The 17,411-nt window shown below is 31.8% G+C and carries 14 protein-coding genes; 11 read left to right on the top strand and 3 right to left on the bottom strand.

The features are described from left to right. Nucleotides 1–57 precede the first annotated feature (57 nt). Entirely contained in the window at nucleotides 58–1,557 is a 1,500-nt protein-coding gene (locus H0I29_RS05315) for a PLP-dependent aminotransferase family protein (RefSeq protein ID WP_218754671.1), read from the bottom strand. Nucleotides 1,558–1,624: 67 nt separating this feature from the next. On the opposite strand from H0I29_RS05315, the gene H0I29_RS05310 reads away from it, so the two are divergent. From H0I29_RS05310 to H0I29_RS05295, 4 genes are all read left to right on the top strand, one after another. Then, nucleotides 1,625–3,448: a TonB-dependent receptor gene (locus tag H0I29_RS05310; RefSeq protein WP_218754670.1), complete on the top strand. Its 1,824-nt coding sequence runs from the start codon at nucleotides 1,625–1,627 to the stop codon at nucleotides 3,446–3,448. Nucleotides 3,449–3,932: 484 nt separating this feature from the next. Then, nucleotides 3,933–4,505 carry a hypothetical protein gene (locus tag H0I29_RS05305; protein ID WP_068447317.1) on the top strand — a complete coding sequence of 191 codons (573 nt, stop codon included), beginning with the start codon at nucleotides 3,933–3,935 and terminating at the stop codon, nucleotides 4,503–4,505. Nucleotides 4,506–4,515: 10 nt separating this feature from the next. Continuing rightward, nucleotides 4,516–5,931 (top strand): flotillin family protein, encoded by a 1,416-nt coding sequence (locus H0I29_RS05300; RefSeq protein ID WP_254712701.1) that lies wholly within the window; start codon nucleotides 4,516–4,518, stop codon nucleotides 5,929–5,931. Between the two features lie 177 nt (nucleotides 5,932–6,108). Next, nucleotides 6,109–6,264, top strand: a complete 156-nt coding sequence (locus H0I29_RS05295) for a hypothetical protein (RefSeq protein ID WP_157603506.1) — start codon at nucleotides 6,109–6,111, stop codon at nucleotides 6,262–6,264. Between the two features lie 445 nt (nucleotides 6,265–6,709). On the opposite strand, the gene rseP is transcribed toward H0I29_RS05295, so the two are convergent. Continuing rightward, nucleotides 6,710–8,056 carry an RIP metalloprotease RseP gene (rseP, locus tag H0I29_RS05290; RefSeq protein ID WP_218754669.1) on the bottom strand — a complete coding sequence of 449 codons (1,347 nt, stop codon included), beginning with the start codon at nucleotides 8,054–8,056 and terminating at the stop codon, nucleotides 6,710–6,712. A gap of 171 nt (nucleotides 8,057–8,227) precedes the next feature. Between rseP and H0I29_RS05285 the strand changes: the two genes are divergently transcribed. From H0I29_RS05285 to H0I29_RS05265, 5 genes are all read left to right on the top strand, one after another. Further along, nucleotides 8,228–8,899: an SCO family protein gene (locus H0I29_RS05285; protein WP_218731812.1), complete on the top strand. Its 672-nt coding sequence runs from the start codon at nucleotides 8,228–8,230 to the stop codon at nucleotides 8,897–8,899. Nucleotides 8,900–8,950: 51 nt separating this feature from the next. Further along, on the top strand, nucleotides 8,951–9,181 hold the full coding sequence (locus H0I29_RS05280) for a FeoA family protein (protein ID WP_165731655.1): 231 nt from the start codon (nucleotides 8,951–8,953) through the stop codon (nucleotides 9,179–9,181). Then, nucleotides 9,181–11,292, top strand: coding sequence for a ferrous iron transport protein B (gene feoB / locus H0I29_RS05275; protein WP_218731811.1), 2,112 nt, complete (start codon nucleotides 9,181–9,183; stop codon nucleotides 11,290–11,292). The genes H0I29_RS05280 and feoB overlap by 1 nt, the downstream gene beginning before the upstream one ends. Then, on the top strand, nucleotides 11,292–11,405 hold the full coding sequence (locus H0I29_RS05270) for a FeoB-associated Cys-rich membrane protein (RefSeq protein WP_165731657.1): 114 nt from the start codon (nucleotides 11,292–11,294) through the stop codon (nucleotides 11,403–11,405). The genes feoB and H0I29_RS05270 overlap by 1 nt, the downstream gene beginning before the upstream one ends. A gap of 189 nt (nucleotides 11,406–11,594) precedes the next feature. Further along, the gene (locus tag H0I29_RS05265; protein ID WP_218754668.1) at nucleotides 11,595–12,164 is read left to right on the top strand and encodes a DUF2911 domain-containing protein; all 570 of its coding nucleotides are present in this window, start codon (nucleotides 11,595–11,597) and stop codon (nucleotides 12,162–12,164) included. A gap of 176 nt (nucleotides 12,165–12,340) precedes the next feature. Here H0I29_RS05265 and H0I29_RS05260 read toward each other — a convergent pair whose 3' ends face one another. Next, the gene (locus H0I29_RS05260; protein ID WP_218731809.1) at nucleotides 12,341–12,709 is read right to left on the bottom strand and encodes an SPOR domain-containing protein; all 369 of its coding nucleotides are present in this window, start codon (nucleotides 12,707–12,709) and stop codon (nucleotides 12,341–12,343) included. 194 nt (nucleotides 12,710–12,903) lie between these two features. On the opposite strand from H0I29_RS05260, the gene H0I29_RS05255 reads away from it, so the two are divergent. Together H0I29_RS05255 and H0I29_RS05250 are read left to right on the top strand one after the other, a co-directional pair. Continuing rightward, entirely contained in the window at nucleotides 12,904–14,211 is a 1,308-nt protein-coding gene (locus tag H0I29_RS05255) for a cytochrome c3 family protein (RefSeq protein WP_218754667.1), read from the top strand. 82 nt (nucleotides 14,212–14,293) lie between these two features. Next, nucleotides 14,294–17,356, top strand: a complete 3,063-nt coding sequence (locus tag H0I29_RS05250) for a TAT-variant-translocated molybdopterin oxidoreductase (protein WP_218754666.1) — start codon at nucleotides 14,294–14,296, stop codon at nucleotides 17,354–17,356. The last annotated feature ends 55 nt before the right edge of the window (nucleotides 17,357–17,411 follow it).

The raw sequence follows: 17,411 nt of genomic DNA, 5'->3' as shown, positions 1-17,411 counted from the left end.
TATTAGGATGATTATTATAATTAAGAGAATCTGAAATAAATTCAGATTGACAAAATTTTATTTTAAAATCAAGTTCTTATAAGCACTTTTCATTTTTTTTATTACCATCTCTATTTCTTCTAAAGCTAAATGGCCAAAACCAAAACGAATGGCACAGGTATTTTTATCTTGATACAGAATGGTTTTTGGTAAAAATAAATCGTTTTTTTCTGTTTCTTCAGCTAGTTTTACTAATGATATTTGGTTTTGAAACTGAATCCAAATAGCCAATCCACCAGAAGGTATTTTCCATTTTGCTATTTCAGAAAAATGTTGCGTTAAAAGTTGGCATAAACAATCGCGTCTTTGTTTATATATGACGATGTTTTTTTTCATCAAACGAGAAATTTCACCTTCATAAATTAATTCAGATAACATTTGTTGTTGTATTAAATCGCCTTGTTCGTCGAGCAATTGTAGGTAATTTTTAGCTTCAGAAATTAAGTTTTCTGGTGCGATTACAAATCCTGTTTGAAAACTTGGAAATAAAGATTGCCCTAATTTTCCGAGATAAATAACCATTCCGTCTCCGTCGGCGCTTGCCATTGGCAACATAGCAGAACCTGTAAACTGAAAATCGTAGTCGTAATCATCTTCAATAATTGCAAAACCAAATTCTTTTGCCAATTGCAACAAAGCCAAACGACGTTCTGCACTTAAAGTTACTGTTGTTGGGTAATCTCTATGCGCACAGATATAAATACATCGAATACTTTTTTTTATAAAATGTTTTCTAATATAATCTACATCCAGTCCATCTGAATCCACTGGAATTGTTTTTATGGTTGCACCTGCTTGCTGAAAAATCATATTAGCAGCATAGTTACTCAAATTTCCTACTAAAACTACATCGTTTTGTTTTATCAATAGTTGAGAAACAATGTACAAACTCATTTCTGTACTGCGCGTACTTATTAAATTGTTTGGGTTTATATGAAAACCTCTTGTTGCGTTTAAGTAATTGCAAAGTTGAGTTTCAAATAAAGAATGGAGAGATTGATTAGAGCTATTCCATTTTTTTATTATTGTTTTACGTTTCATCGCAGCGCTGTACCACCTAGAAAATTCATGAACAGGATGCAAACGTAAATCTGGTTTTCCGTCATTTATAGTGTATTGTACTTTTGATAATTGAACTGTAGATGCTAAATGAAATGATTTTTGAAACGGAAATCCAGTTGTTTTAGCTGTTTTATATGCTTCATTTATTTTTTGAGAAGACGCTTTTATTTTTACTGTTTTTAATGATGGTTCGATAACAAATGTACCTTTATTAGGAATGATTTCTACCCAATCTTGTGAAGCCAATTCTTCGTAAATTGCAACTGCGGTATTTCTGTGGATTTTTAAAGTCTGACTTAAAACACGGGTTCCGGGTAAAAGAGTGCCTTTTGAGATATATCCACGTTGTATGGCATTTATAATTTGCTGAGCAACTTGTACGTACACAGGTTGAGGTACGGATTTATCAAAATTGATTAATTGTTCAAATAAAGTATTAACCGGACTATCTTTCATTTTAAAACTGGACTATTTTAATCGTCCGGAAAGTTACGAGTTTTGCATCAGATTAAAATCACTAATTATGAAAATTAAAATTACCTTAATAATTGCATCATTTTTTGCAGCCTTTCAAGTACAAGGACAATCAGATCCTATAAAAAGAGATACTTTAAAAGAGGTTGTTATTACTTCTACGAGAATAGATTTGCCTTTTAAAGAAAATTCGAGAACCATAAATGTTATTTCATCCGAAGTAATAAAAAACAGTGCCGCTACAACTGTTGCAGATTTATTACAACAAGTTGCGGGTATAGATATTAGAAAAAGAGGAACTGCTGGTAGTCAGGCAGACTTATATATTAGAGGAGGAGGTTTCGATCAAACCTTATTATTGGTTGATGGAATTAAAATGGATGATTCTCAAACCGGACATCATACCTTAAATGCAGCTTTACCTATTGAATTTATTGAAAGAATAGAAATTATAAAAGGTCCTGCTGCACGAGTTTTCGGTCAGAATGCATTTACGGGAGCCATAAACATTGTTACTAAAAAGAAGTTAACAAGTAAAGCAAGTATAAATATAGAAGCAGGTTCTTTTGGTCAATTTAATAGTTCTGTAACTTTTGGAGAAGAATATGAGAATACTTCTTTTATAGCACATGTTGGTTCCTTAACATCTGATGGTTATAGAACAAATTCTGATTATGAAAATAAGAGTTATGTGTTAAAAGGTATTTTTAATAAAAAGAAACAGCCTATTGAGGTTTTAGCTACTTTTTTCGATAAAAAATATGGCGCAGAGAATTTTTATACAACAAATCCAGATTGGCATGAGTATGAAGAAACTCAGAATAGTATAATAGGAGTTTCTACAGTTTTTAGAACTGAAAAATTTAAGATTACACCAAGAGTTTATTGGAGAAGAGGGCAAGATATTTTCTTATTAAAAAGAGATGATCCTAGTTTTTTTAGAAATTTACATATTACCAATAAGGTTGGTGTAGAAACGAATGCTTCATATACTTCTAATTTAGGAATTACTGGTTTTGGAATAGATGTTTCTAGAGTTTCTATAAGTAGTAATAATTTAGGAAAGAGAGATAGAACGATGGCTAATTTATTTTTAGAGCACCGTTTTAAATTAGCTAATGACAAATTAGATATTACTCCGGGAGTTGCAGTTACTTATTTTTCTGACTTTAAATTTCATGCGTTTCCAGGAGTTGATATTGGATATCAGTTTTCAGAAAACTTAAAAGCTTATGGTAATTTAGGAGTTACCTATAGAATACCTACTTATACAGATTTATATTATAATGATCCTGGAACTATTGGAAATGAGAACCTAGAACCAGAAGAAGCATTTGCGCAAGAAATAGGATTAAAATATAACACAGGGAAATTTACTTCTTCTGTAGCAATATTTAATAGAGATGCTACTAATTTAATAGACTTTATTAGACCAAATGCAACGGAACCTAAATATACAGCAACTAATATAGCTGAAGTAAATACGCAAGGTTTTGAGGTAGATGCTGATTATCGTTTTAATATAAAAGAGTACAAACAAACCCTTTCTATTGGTTATACTTTTTTAGAGGATGATATTTTAGAACAGAATAAAGATTTATCTCGATACTCACTAAATACCTTAAAGCATCATTTTACAACACGTTTTTCATCAAGATTATTTAAAAATGTAAGTCAGAATATTATTTACAAACATGCAGAACGTACTGTTGGTACAAGTTATAATGTTTGGGATGCTTCTGTAATTGTAGATTTTAATAAATTTAGTTTTACAGTTACTGCAAATAATATTTTTGATGCAGAATATATAGAATCTGGTTTTGTACCAATGCCACCAAGTAATGTGTTATTTGGTTTGCGTTATAGTTACTAAATAATAAAAAATAGATATTTGTAAAAAGCCTTGATAAATTTTATCAAGGCTTTTTTTTAATTTTCTGAAGTACATTTTAATGTTTAAGTAAGATTTAATAATTATTCAGATTATCCTGCAAGGTTTCTTTTAACCATGTAAGTCTATTCTATTAGTAGGTCTATTTTCCACCTTTGGTGGATATGTTACGTTAACTTCATAATCTGTTTCTAATGTTTGAAATAGGTATTTATTAATTCTAAAATTTTTATTTTAAAATATTTTCATAAATCTGTAACAAAACAAGGTTTATGAGTACTAATAGTAGCAGCTCAATACTACTTATCTCATTTATTACTTTAACAATTAAAGTTTAAAATCAACTTAAAAAGAGCGCTCTTAAAAGTTGATTTGAATCAAATGGTATCGTGCTTTATAATGATGGAATAAACCTCTTTATTCAGTCAAAAACATTTATCTTTAATCTCTTTTAAAACAAACTACTATGATGGAATGGTTTCAAGAATTAACTACTTTCGAAAAGACCTATTGGGTAATTACCGGGATTTCTACATTTATGTTTTTGTTGGTTTTAATAACCACAATAATTGGTGCAGAAACAGATGATATAGGTGATGTAGATGCCGAAATTGATGCAGATACTGGAGCCGGATTTCAGTTTTTTACCTTAAAAAACTTAGTTGCTTTTTTCACTATTTTCGGATGGAGTGGAATTGCAAGTATGGATGCAGGAAACGCAACAGGAACTACCATTATTATTTCTATATTTTCTGGTTTGTTGATGATGTTTGTAATGGCAGCATTATTTTATTACATCAGTAAATTATCTTCTAGCGGAACCTTAAAAATGAAAAATGCCTTAAACTCTATTGGTGAAGTCTATTTAACAGTAGGTGCAAATAGATCTAAAACAGGTAAAATTCAGATAAAAATTCAGGGAGCTTTAAGAGAATTAGAAGCATTAACAGATTATAATGAAGATTTAAAACAGGGAAAGATAATTAAAGTAATAGAAGTAACAAATAACGGAATATTAATAATAGAACCTCAAAATTAAAAAAAAAGCTATGTTAAACTTTATGGTATTACAAGCCAGTCAATTTGCTGGATTAATCGGAATCGGAATTGCAATTCTCTTCGTTTTTATATTGCTAATAGCAATGGTAAAACGTTATAAGAGATGTCCTTCAGACCGTATTTTGGTTGTTTATGGAAAAGTAGGTGGAGGAGAATCTGCTAAATGTATTCATGGTGGAGCCGCATTTATATTTCCAGTAATTCAAGATTATCAATTTTTAGATTTAACACCTATTTCTATAGAAGTAAATTTGGTAAATGCACTTTCTAAGCAAAATATTCGTGTAAATGTACCTTCGAGATTTACAATTGGGGTTTCTACAGAACCAGGAATCATGCAAAATGCAGCAGAAAGATTGTTAGGTTTAGACCAAGATAGCATTCAAGATTTAGCACAAGAAATTATTTTTGGTCAGCTACGTTTGGTGGTAGCATCGATGGATATTGAAGAAATTAACAACGACCGTGATAAATTTTTAACTAATATTTCTCAATCTGTAGAAACAGAGTTAAAGAAAGTAGGATTAAAATTAATCAACGTAAATATTACAGATATTGTTGATGAATCTGGTTATATAGAAGCTTTAGGTAAAGAAGCAGCTGCACATGCAATTAACGCGGCACGTAAATCGGTTGCAGAAAAAAATAGAGATGGTTCTATTGGTGAGGCAAACGCGGTACAAGATGAAAGAACACAAGTTGCAGCAGCAAATGCACAAGCAGTAGCTGGAGAAAATACAGCAAAAATTAATGTAGCAAATTCAGACTCTTTAAGAAGACAAAGAGAAGCCGAAGCAGAACGTACTGCAATTGCATCAGAAAAAGTACAAACAGCAAACGCGTTAAAAGAATCTTATGCTGCAGAGCAAGAAGCAGAGGTTGCAAGAGCGGAAAGAGAGCGTTCTTCTCAATTAGCAGATATTATTGTACCTGCAGAAATAGACAAACGTAAAGTAGAAATAGACGCAGAAGCAAGAGCAGAAAATATTAGAAGAATTGCAAGAGGTGAAGCCGATGCAATTTTATTTAAAGCACAAGCGGAAGCACAAGGTTTGTTTGAGGTTTTAACCAAACAAGCACAAGGTTTAGATCAAATAGTGAAAGCTGCTGGAAACGATTCTCAAAATGCAGCCTTATTATTAATTGCTGATAAGTTACCGGAATTAGTGAAAATACAAGCCGAAGCTATTAAAAATATAAAAATTGATAAAGTTACTGTTTGGGAAAACGGAGGAGGAGCAGATGGAAAAACATCAACCTCTAACTTTATTTCTGGAATGTATAAAGCGGTACCACCTTTACAGGAAATGTTTAATATGGCAGGTATGGAGTTGCCAAGTTATTTAAAAGGAAAAGATATCCCTACTGGGTTACCTGCTGAGGTTATTGATACTAAAGATAACTAGTTTATAAACATACAAGTTTTAACGGAAGCCATCATTTATTTTTTAAATGATGGCTTTTTTGATATATAATTTTTGGTAGAATAATTAAAACGTTGATTTTTAAACAGGTATTAATACGGGGTAAATACATTGCTTGTATTTAGTAAATTGCGGTTTAAAATAAATATCCCCTAGCTTATGAAATCTTGTCCGAAATGTAAATCTGAATCTAGACACAGAATGATGAGAAAAGGAATTGTAAAGATTATTCCAGGAACAAGAGGTTATGCTTGTGATAATTGTAATACACAGTATGCTTGGTTTTCATTTATCAATCGTACTTTTAAGGTGTAGCAAAAAAAAAGCCATTCTAAAGGTGTAAAATCTTATTATACAGAATTTATTTCTGTGTCTCTGTTTGCTTAAAATCAGTGTTTATAAGAATCTGATATCAATTTAGGTTACCAAAATTTTCTTATTATTTAAGCTTTCTTTTTGTACCCTAATTTTAGTATATAAATCAGTTAATTTAGAATAGAATTATCTTACTGTAACTTGCTAAATTTCAGAGGTAAACCAAACCAATTTAATTATGAAAGCTTGCCCAAAATGTAAATCTACATCTAACCACAGAATGAGGAGGGGTGCATTTGTTAAATTAATACCAGGTACTAAGGCTTATGCTTGCGATAGGTGCAATACACAGTACACTTGGTTTTCTTTTATCAATCGTTCTTTTAAGGTATAAAAAAAGCCTCACTTTTATAAAAGTGAGGCTTTTTAATGTCTTTTATTTTGTTTAGTTAAACAACCTAAAGATATCATTTCCGTTTGCAAAAAGTAATAAAGCTATTAAAAGAATAAAGCCTGTTACTTGTGCATATTCTAAAAATTTATCTCCTGGTTTTTTACCAGTTATCATTTCCCAAAGGGTAAAAACAACGTGACCACCGTCTAAAGCAGGTATTGGTAAAAGGTTCATAAATCCTAACATAATAGATAAGAATGCGGTTATGTTCCAGAAAGATTCTGCGCTCCATTCCGATGGAAAAATGCTTCCTATAGAAATAAATCCACCTAACCCTTTATAAGCTCCAGTGCTTGGGTTAAAGATTTTCTTTAATTGTTTAATGTAGTCTGTAAGTGTTTTTACAGATTTGTTCCACCCTGCAGGAATTGCTTCTGCAAAAGTGTATTCGATATTTGCCAAATCGTAGTAGCCAAGTCTTTCTAAGTCTTTAGAAGGTAATAAGCCAAAACCAACGCCTAATTTACCTTCATTGGTAACTTTTACAGCGATATCTTTTGTTTCGTTTTCTCTTTTTATGGTAACAGAAATCTCCTGATTTTTAAACTTATTTAATTCAACCTGAGCTTCATCAAAATACTTTATTGCATTTCCATTAATGGCAACAACAATATCTTTCGCTTTTAAATCAGCATTTTTATTTGGTGAATCTTCAGAAACACTCGTAATAGCAAAAGGATATCTAGGTAGTAAAATTACACCAGCATCTTTACCTCTGTCTACTAATTGAGAGATAAAATCTTCTGGAATTACTTTGTCAATAACTTGTCCTTTTCTTTCAATTTGAAAATTATTACCGTTTACAAACCCTAAAGTTAGTTCGTTAAATTTTTTAATTTTTTCTCCATCAATAGTTAAAACTTTATCTCCAGTTTGTAAACCTAAGTTCATCGCTAAAGAATCTTGTACCCAAACACCGTCTTTTACATTTTCGTTTGGTAAAAAGTTTTCGCCATAAGCATACATTAACATAATGTAGATAAAAATACCTAAAACAAAGTTTACAAAAACTCCACCCAACATTATAATTAGACGTTGCCATGCCGGTTTAGAACGAAATTCCCAAGGTTGCGGTGGTAAAGCCATTTGCTCAGTATCCATACTTTCATCTATCATTCCAGATATTTTTACATATCCACCTAGAGGAATCCAACCAATACCGTAAACAGTATCACCAATTTTTTTCTTAAAAATAGAGAATTTATAATCAAAGAATAAATAGAATTTTTCTACTCTAGTTTTAAACAATTTTGCAGGGATAAAGTGCCCTAACTCGTGCAATACAATCAATAAAGATAAACTTAAAATAAATTGTGATGCTTTTATTAATATTTCCATTCAGCGTTAAATCATAGTTAAAATAGTCGCAAATGTACGTTTTTAAAGGTAGTTGCAAAAGAACAAATTGAGGTACCTTTTTAATTTAACAAAGATTTTGGAAACTATTCCCTTTTGTTTTTTTTTCTAAGGTTTTATTAAGTCGTAAATTTGTTGTCACAAAATTATCTTATGGAGTTTAAAAAGTCTATTCCTCTACTTATCTTTTTTGCGGTGTTTTCTGCAATTTCACTTACAGTTTATTATCATTTATTAAAAGTAGATAAACACCTTAAAATTTACAATCCTATTGATGTAAACCCGAGATTGGTAGACGATAGTATGGTGCATATTCAAAACAACCATACCATTGCCGATTTTAAACTAACCAATCAAAATGGGGAAACGGTTACCAATAGTAATTATAAAGATAAAATTTATATAGCAGATTTCTTTTTTACTCGTTGCCAAACAATTTGTATTGCCATGGCTTATAATATGGGAGAGTTGCAAGAGTTTTATAAAAAGGATGATGATATTATGTTTTTATCGCATTCTGTTACGCCAGTTATGGATAGCGTTTCTGTTTTAAAAGAATATGCGGATAGAAAAGGGGTTATTGATGGAAAATGGAATGTTACTACAGGTTCTAAAAAGCACATTTATGAGTTGGCTCGAAAAAGTTATTTTGCAGTTTTAGATGAAGGTAATGGTGATGAAAGTGATTTTATACACACAGAACAATTTGTTTTAGTTGATAAAGACAGACGAATTCGGGGGTATTATGATGGGACGGAGAAAGAAGATATGGAGAAACTTAAAAATGATATTGTTTTGTTAAAAGAAGAATATGCTTCTGAATAACTTGTTTAGAATCATTCTAAATGATTATATTTGCCTTCCAAATAAAATTCATTGAGCACAATAGCTACATTACGTAAGGGAGAGATAGGATATATTTCTGAAGAGTCTTTAGATTTTATTCCTTTAAAATTGTTAGAAATGGGCTGTCTACCAGGAGCTGAGGTTCAGTTAGTTCAAATAGCGCCCTTAAAAGACCCCTTGTATATTTGCGTAAACGGTAGTCATTTGGCAATAAGAATAGAAACAGCTTCTAAAATTCGAATCCTTAAAGCGCATTTATAATGTCTAAAAATGATATAAAGGTTGCTTTAATAGGGAACCCAAATACCGGAAAAACATCACTATTCAATCAACTTACAGGTTTAAATCAGAAAGTTGGAAATTACCCAGGAATTACTGTTGATAAAAAAAATGGTGTTAGTAAACTATCTGCTACTCAGAATGCAATTATTACAGATTTACCAGGTACATATAGTATAAATCCTACTTCTTTAGACGAGAGTATTGTTTTAAAAACCTTGTTAAAAAAGGATATTAAGGAATCTCCAGATGTTATTTTGGTAGTTGCAGATGTAGAGAATTTAAAAAGAAACTTACTGCTTTTTTCTCAGATTAAAGATTTAGAAATTCCAACAGTTTTGGCAATCAATATGGTTGACCAAATGAACAGAAAAGGAATTACTATCGATTTATCTTTATTGAAAAAAGAGTTAAATACAGAGGTAGTTTTAATTAGTGCAAGAAAAAATGAAGGAATAGATGATGTAAAAGCTGCAATTATTCGTTGCCACGTTGCTGCAAAAGCTTCTCCTTTATGTGGAATCAATCATCAAATTGATCCAGATTATTTTGATAAGTTAAAAGAAATTAGCCCTAAATATTCTTTGTATGAATTATGGTTGATGGTAACGCAGAATAACTATCCAGATTCCATATCAATAGAAGAAAAACAAAAACTCCTTAACTTTAAAAAAGACGTTTCTAAGTTAAAGAAATATCAACATAAAGAAACTATTTATCGTTATCAAGAAATTAATAAAATACTTAAAAAGACCTATATAGTAGATAAAACCAAAGCCAAAGACCTTCGTGGTAGGCTAGATAGGGTTTTTACACATAAGGTTTTTGGTTACTTTTTCTTTGTGTTTTTATTATTGATTATCTTTCAATCTGTTTTCGATTGGGCTTCAGTACCAATGGATTTTATAGATACTAGTTTTGCTCAAATTGCAGATTTTGCAAAAAGTAATCTGCCAAATGGGGTGCTTACAGACCTGTTAACAGAGGGAATAATACCTGGAATTGGAGGTGTTATTATATTTATTCCACAAATAGCCATTCTATTTTTATTTATTTCGGTTTTAGAAGAAACGGGGTATATGAGTCGTGTGGTGTTTTTAATGGATAAAATTATGCGTCGATTTGGTATGAATGGTAAAAGTGTAATTCCGTTAATTTCTGGTACTGCTTGTGCAATTCCTGCAATTATGGCAACTAGAACAATTGCTAGTTGGAAAGAGCGATTGATTACTATTTTGGTAGTGCCGTTTACCACCTGTTCTGCGCGTTTACCCGTATATGCTATTTTAATTTCTTTAATTATACCTGATACAAAAATCTTCGGATTCTTAAATTTACAAGGTGTAGTTTTGTTATTGTTATATGGATTGGGGTTTGCAACAGCAGTGATAGCAGCTTATATATTACATAAGACGTTAAAGATAAAATCGAAGTCGTTTTTTGTGGTAGAAATGCCAAATTATAAATTACCATCTGTTAAAAATGTTTTTTATGAGGTGGTTGAAAAGACAAAATCGTTTGTTTTAGAAGCGGGAAAAATCATTTTAGCTTTGTCTATTGTTTTATGGTTTTTAGCATCAAACGGACCAGCTTCTTTTGAGAACGCAGAGAAAAATACGATTGAAAATGTTGCTAACCAGAGTTTATCAGATCAGGAATTACAGCAAAAAATAGCATCTGTAAAGTTAGAGAATTCTTATATTGGTATTCTTGGGAAAACAATAGAGCCCTCTATTAGACCTTTAGGGTATGATTGGAAAATAGGAATTGCTTTAATTACATCTTTTGCTGCACGAGAAGTTTTTGTAGGTACGCTGGCAACCATTTATAGTGTAGAAGCAGATGATGAAAATACATCTACGATTAAAGAAAAGATGAGGTCAGAAATAAACCCAGATACCGGTGGTAAAAGATTTAATTTCCCTGTGGGAATGTCTTTAATGGTTTTTTATGCCTTTGCAATGCAGTGTATGGCAACGTTAGCTATTGTAAAGCGTGAAACGAAAACTTGGAAATGGCCATTAATCCAATTGTTCGGAATGGGCTTAATGGCATATGTTGCTTCATTTATAACCTATCAAATTTTAAGTTAATGCAAGAAATTATAGCATATATATTAGTTGTTCTAGCCGTAGCTTTTTTATTAAGAAAATATGTTTTTCCTTCTAAAAAAAAGAAAGGTTGTAGTGCTGGTTGTGGTTGTTAATTTACTTTTTATAACCATTTAAGATATTTATTTTACTGCACAGCTTCATGAAATGAGGGATGTCAATTTGTGTCTGCTTAATTCCTTTTATTGCCTCTTCATTATGTTTAACATGAAATTAGTAAAATAACATTGTAAGATTTTTTATTTTTGATGACTGATCTTTATATCACCTCATAAATTATAAAAATGAAAAAAACAATTCTATTATTTGCCATTATTGTACTCTCAATTCTTTCATCGACAGATACTTTCTCTCAAAAATTTCCAAGATTAGATGTGAGTCCTTTAGATGTTGCTGCCTACCCAAGTGATTGGAGAAATTCCGATAAGTTAGTAAGAGTTATTTACGGAAGACCACAATTAAAAGGAAGAGCATTGTCTTCTTTGGCTGAGGTTTCAGATAAAGGTGTTTGGAGAACTGGTGCTAATGAAGCTTCTGAAATTACTTTTTTTAAGGATGTTTTATTTGGAGGAGAAAGCGTAAAAGCGGGTACATATACTTTGTTTTCGGTTCCTGGTGATAAAGAATGGACGCTTATTCTTAGTAATGTTAGAAATGTTTGGGGGCATTATACTTACGATGAAAAAGATGATGTTGTTAGGGTTTCTGGTGCAGTTTCTGAGTCAGAAAAAAGTATTGAAGCTTTTTCAATTGTCTTTAATGAAGTTGAAGATAATACAGTTACCATGCATTTAGGTTGGGGTAATACGGTAGTTTCCGTTTCTTTGGAAGAGAAAGTAGACTTAGAAGAATAGGTTTTTCTTGATAAAGTCTTGCTATAGGTTTTACTACTTACTTTAGATTAAGGTGTTTGTTTTAGTGTAAAACCTACTTAAAAATGTAATATTAAAAAGCTTCATTATTTTGTTTTCTTTTTAGATGACAAAATAATGAAGCTTTTTAATTACTTCTAATGTGTTTTCTGTATTAATTACTTCCCCATTGGGATCACAATAATTCCAGAGAATTTTTCTTGAAATTTTATTAGATCTTTATCAGCCTCTAATTTTGTTTTGTAATTACCTACTTGTACTTTCCATTCTGGAGCGTAATAAACTAGTTTCGAGAAATTTCCGGGAAATTCTGCTTTAAAACGAGCCATAAACTGTCTTGCTTTTTGCTCGCTTCCGTTATAAAGTTGAATTCTGTATCCAAAGCCAAAAGTGCTATTAAAACTTCTTTTTTTAGAAACAATATCCTTTATTTCTGCAGATTCATTTGTGCTATTTTGTGAGAAAGAATTGTAACTAGTTGCTAATAAAACAATCAAAAACGAGAGTGTTGTTAATTTACTTTTCATGCTTAATTTTATTTTGTACAAAAATAACGACTAGTTTAGGAATAAATTAGATTAAACGCTTATTTAGAATAATTATAAATTATGTTTTACATTCTTTTAGCTTTTCAAACCTTAGGAAGAAGTATTACTTTTGTCAAACGGAAAAAAATGACTTTTGTCATTTTATATTAGATATTTTTAATCAAAGTTTAAATATGAAAAGTGTAGAACTGCACAATAGACTAACCACATTACTTCTTAAAAGTATTACTTTTCTCCTAATTTTTGCATTCAGTGTATCTGCTTATTCACAAGAGGTAGATGAGGCACGCCAAAAAGAAGGGAAAAAATTATTTAAATCGTTATGTGCTTCTTGTCACAAGTTAGATAAGAAATTAATTGGACCAGCTTTGGCTGGTGTCGAGGAGAGAAGAGAAAATGATTGGTTACATTCTTGGATTAAAAATAATGCAGAGTTAAGAGCAACTGGAGATTCAGATGCGAATGCAATTTTTGACGAGTATAATGGAGCTGCGATGTCTGCTTTCCCTCAGTTAACTGATCAGAATGTAGATGATATTTTATATTACACCACTGTAGGTGAGCTTAAAAAAGTAGGTGAAGTGGCGGCAGGTGATGCTTCTGCAAATGTTTCTTCTGCAGGTGCTCCAGGTTGGTTAATATATGTGCTGTCTGCTGCTATTATTGTTGCTTTTTTAATGATTGCTAGTTTGTTAAAGCAGGTAAGTGAATTAAAAGGTGATACTGCTCCGGGAGAAGATTCAAATCTTAAAAGAGATTTACATGAGCTTTGGGCAGGTATAATGAAAAATACTTTCTTAAAAGTTTTAACTACTATATTTTTAGTGTTAATTGGTATTTATGTGTTATTTGGATTCTTATTTAAAGTAGGGGTAGATGAAGGGTATCAACCAATTCAGCCAATTGCATTTTCACACAAAATACATGCAGGAGATAATAAGATAGATTGTCAATATTGTCACTCTTCGGCAAAACATAGTAAAACATCTGGTATTCCATCAGTAAATGTTTGTATGAATTGTCACTTAAATATTTCTGAAGTTGCAGATGATACTGTTGTAGAATTAGGAGATGGAAGTGTTCTTGGAAAAGAAGAATTAGATCTTGAAATTGCAAAGATTTATACAGCCGCTGGTTGGGATGCAGATAACTTAGAGTATACAGGTGAAACGGCTCCGATTAAATGGGTGAGAGTTCATAATTTACCAGATTTTGTTTATTATAATCACTCACAACACGTAACAGTTGCAGGTATCGATTGTCAAAAATGTCATGGACCTGTAGAAGAAATGGATGAATTGTATCAGCACGCTCCATTAACAATGGGTTGGTGTATAGATTGTCATAAAGACACTAAAGTGGATTTAAAAGGTAATGATTATTACAAGAAAATTCATGAAGATTTGGCAAAGAAATACAATGTAGATCAAGTTACCATTTCACAGTTAGGTGGTAAAGAGTGTGGTAAATGTCACTACTAATTAAAAAGAATTAAAAATTAAAAGATTACAAAACTGGGTGTTTTCTAGTTTGAATCTTTCAATCATTAAATAAAAAGTATAAATGGCTTCAGACAAAAAATACTGGCAAAGTGTTGAGGAACTTAAAGGTAGTTCTATTGTTGAAACGTTAAGTAAAAACGAATTTGTGGAAGAGCTTCCGTCAGATGAATTTTTAGGTGATAAAGAAACTTTAGAGAATTCTTCTACTTCACGTAGAGACTTTTTAAAATATGTTGGTTTTACTACAGCTGCAGCTTCATTAGCAGCTTGTCAGGGACCCGTTAGAAAGGCTATTCCTTATGTTGTAAAACCAGACGATATCATTGCTGGTATTGCAGATTGGTACGCAACTTCAATGGCAGATGGTTATGATTTTGCAAATGTGTTGGTAAAAACACGCGAAGGGCGCCCTATTCAAATTATGCCTAATAAAGAAGCGGACGGAACAACAAGTGCGAGAGTACAAGCTTCTGTTTTATCTTTATATGATGAAAAATTACGTTTAAAAGAGCCTCAAGATAAAGAAGCTTTTTTAACTTGGGCAGATGCTGATTCTAAAATTGGTGCAAAATTAAACGAATTAAAAGAAGCAAATAAACCTGTTGTATTATTAACAGGTACAATGGCAAGTCCATCTACGGATAAAGTTATTGAAGGCTTTATTGCAGCAAACCCAAATGTAAAACATGTTGTCTATGATGCAGTTTCAGAATCTGGAGCGGCAGATGCTTTTATGGCAATGTACGGTAAACGTGTATTACCAAATTATCATTTAGAAAATGCAAAAACAATTGTTTCTTTTGGTGCTGATTTTCTTGGAGATTTCCATGGAGGTTTAGAGAAGAAATACATTGCTGGTAGAAAACCAGAAAAAGGATACATGTCTTACCATGTACAGGTAGAGAGTAATATGTCTTTAACAGGTGCTAATGCTGATAAAAGAGTGGTTGTAAAACCATCTGATCAGGTATTTGCATTGTTAAACTTATACAACGCTATTACAGGAGCAAATGTTCCTTCTAAAGCAACTTCTGTAGATGCAACTATTAAAAAATTAGCTTCAGATTTAAAGAAAGCTGGTTCTAAAGGTGTTGTCTTAACAGGGTTGAATGATAAAAATGCACAATTAATTTCATTAGCGATTAATAAGGCATTAAATAGTGAAATTATTGATACAAAAAATACGCTAAACATCCGTAAAGGAAATGATGCTGAAGTTGCTCAATTAGTTTCAGATATGAAAGCTGGTAAAGTATCAGGATTAATTGCATACAATGTAGATCCTGTGTATTCATTATCAAATGCATCAGATTTTTCTGAAGGATTAGGTAAACTAGAAATTTCAGTAGCATTGTCTACAGAACATAACAGTACTACTACTTTAATGGATTATGCATTGCCAACTCCACACTTTTTGGAGTCTTGGGGAGATGCACAGTTCGATTCTGTAACGTATGGTTTAATGCAGCCAACAATTCAACCATTATTTAATACACGTCAGGTTCAAGATACGTTATTAAAATGGTCTGGAGATACTACAAAATATTACGATTATTTAAAAACATATGCAGCTACCAATGTTTTAGGTGGTGCTTCATGGAACAAAGCTTTACATAATGGTTTTTTCAAAAAAGACCTTTCTTTAGAAGAAGAGGGAGAAGTTTTTGAATCTACTGTTGTAATTTCTGATATTGCATCAAAATTAGCAAGTTCAGCGAAGAAAGCTTCTGGTTTTGAATTAAACTTATATACTAAAACAGGTTTAGGAGACGGTAAACAAGCAAACAATCCTTGGTTACAAGAATTTCCAGACCCTATTACAAGAGCTTCTTGGGATAATTACTTAATGATGTCTATGGCAGATGCCAGAGAATTAGGTTTTTCTAATCCTGTAAAAGATAACGGTGCTATTAATGGTGATTATGCCAAAGTATCTGTTAATGGTGTTGATGTTGTTGTTCCGGTAATGGTCCAACCAGGTCAGGCTATTGGTTCTGTTGGTTTAGCTTTAGGTTACGGTAAAACTTTTGGTTTAAAAGAAGAAATGAAAGTTGGTGTTAATGGATATCCATTATACATTAACGGAAACAATATTCAGTACGGAGTTACAATAGAAAAAGTATCTGGTACCCATAAATTTGCTTGTACACAAGTACAAAAAACAATTGCAGGGCGTCATGATATTTTAAAAGTAGCTTCTTTAAAAGAGGTAGTAAGTAGTGTAGATCCAAAACATTCTTGGAACAAGCCTGCTTTTGTATCTTATGATCATCAAGAAGTTGAAGCAAAATCTATAGATTTATGGGAAGAGCACAACAGAGAAGTTGGTCATCACTTTAACTTATCAATAGATTTATCATCTTGTACAGGTTGTGGTGCGTGTGTTATAGCATGTCATGCAGAAAATAATGTACCAGTTGTAGGTAAAAATGAGGTTAGAGTTGGTAGAGATATGCACTGGTTGCGTATCGATAGATATTACTCTTCTGAAGTTGCAACAAGAGAAGAAGCGAAGGCAATGGGCTTAAGCGGTGGAGACTTGTATAAAGCTATAGAAACTGAAGCAGAAAATCCAGAGGTTACTTTTCAACCAATGATGTGTCAGCACTGTAATCATGCTCCTTGTGAGACTGTTTGTCCAGTTGCAGCAACATCTCATGGTCGTCAAGGTCAAAACCAAATGGCATATAACAGATGTGTTGGTACAAGATATTGTGCAAACAACTGTCCTTATAGAGTTCGTCGTTTTAACTGGTTCCAGTATTCTAATAACAAAGAGTTTGACTTCAATATGAATAATGACTATGGTAAAATGGTGTTAAACCCAGATGTTGTAGTTCGTTCTAGAGGGGTTATGGAGAAATGTTCTATGTGTATTCAAATGACACAAGCTACAATTCTAAAAGCTAAAAAAGAAGGAAGAGCTGTTAATACAGATGAGTTTGAAACAGCTTGTTCATCAGCTTGTACAACAGGTGCTATGGTTTTTGGAGACATTAATAACGAAAAAGACGAAGTAGCAGCATTAGCAGAAGACAAGAGAGCTTATCACGTATTAGATTACTTACAAACGAAACCGAATGTAGTATATCAAGTGAAAGTTAGAAATACAAACGAAGCGTAAGAAAATTTTAAATTGAAAACTCAAAGTTAAAGAACTTTGAAAGTTTAAAAACTAT

The organism is Polaribacter sp. R2A056_3_33 (assembly GCF_019278485.1).
Lineage (GTDB): Bacteria > Bacteroidota > Bacteroidia > Flavobacteriales > Flavobacteriaceae > Polaribacter.
This window is presented reverse-complemented; position numbering and strand designations above follow the sequence as displayed.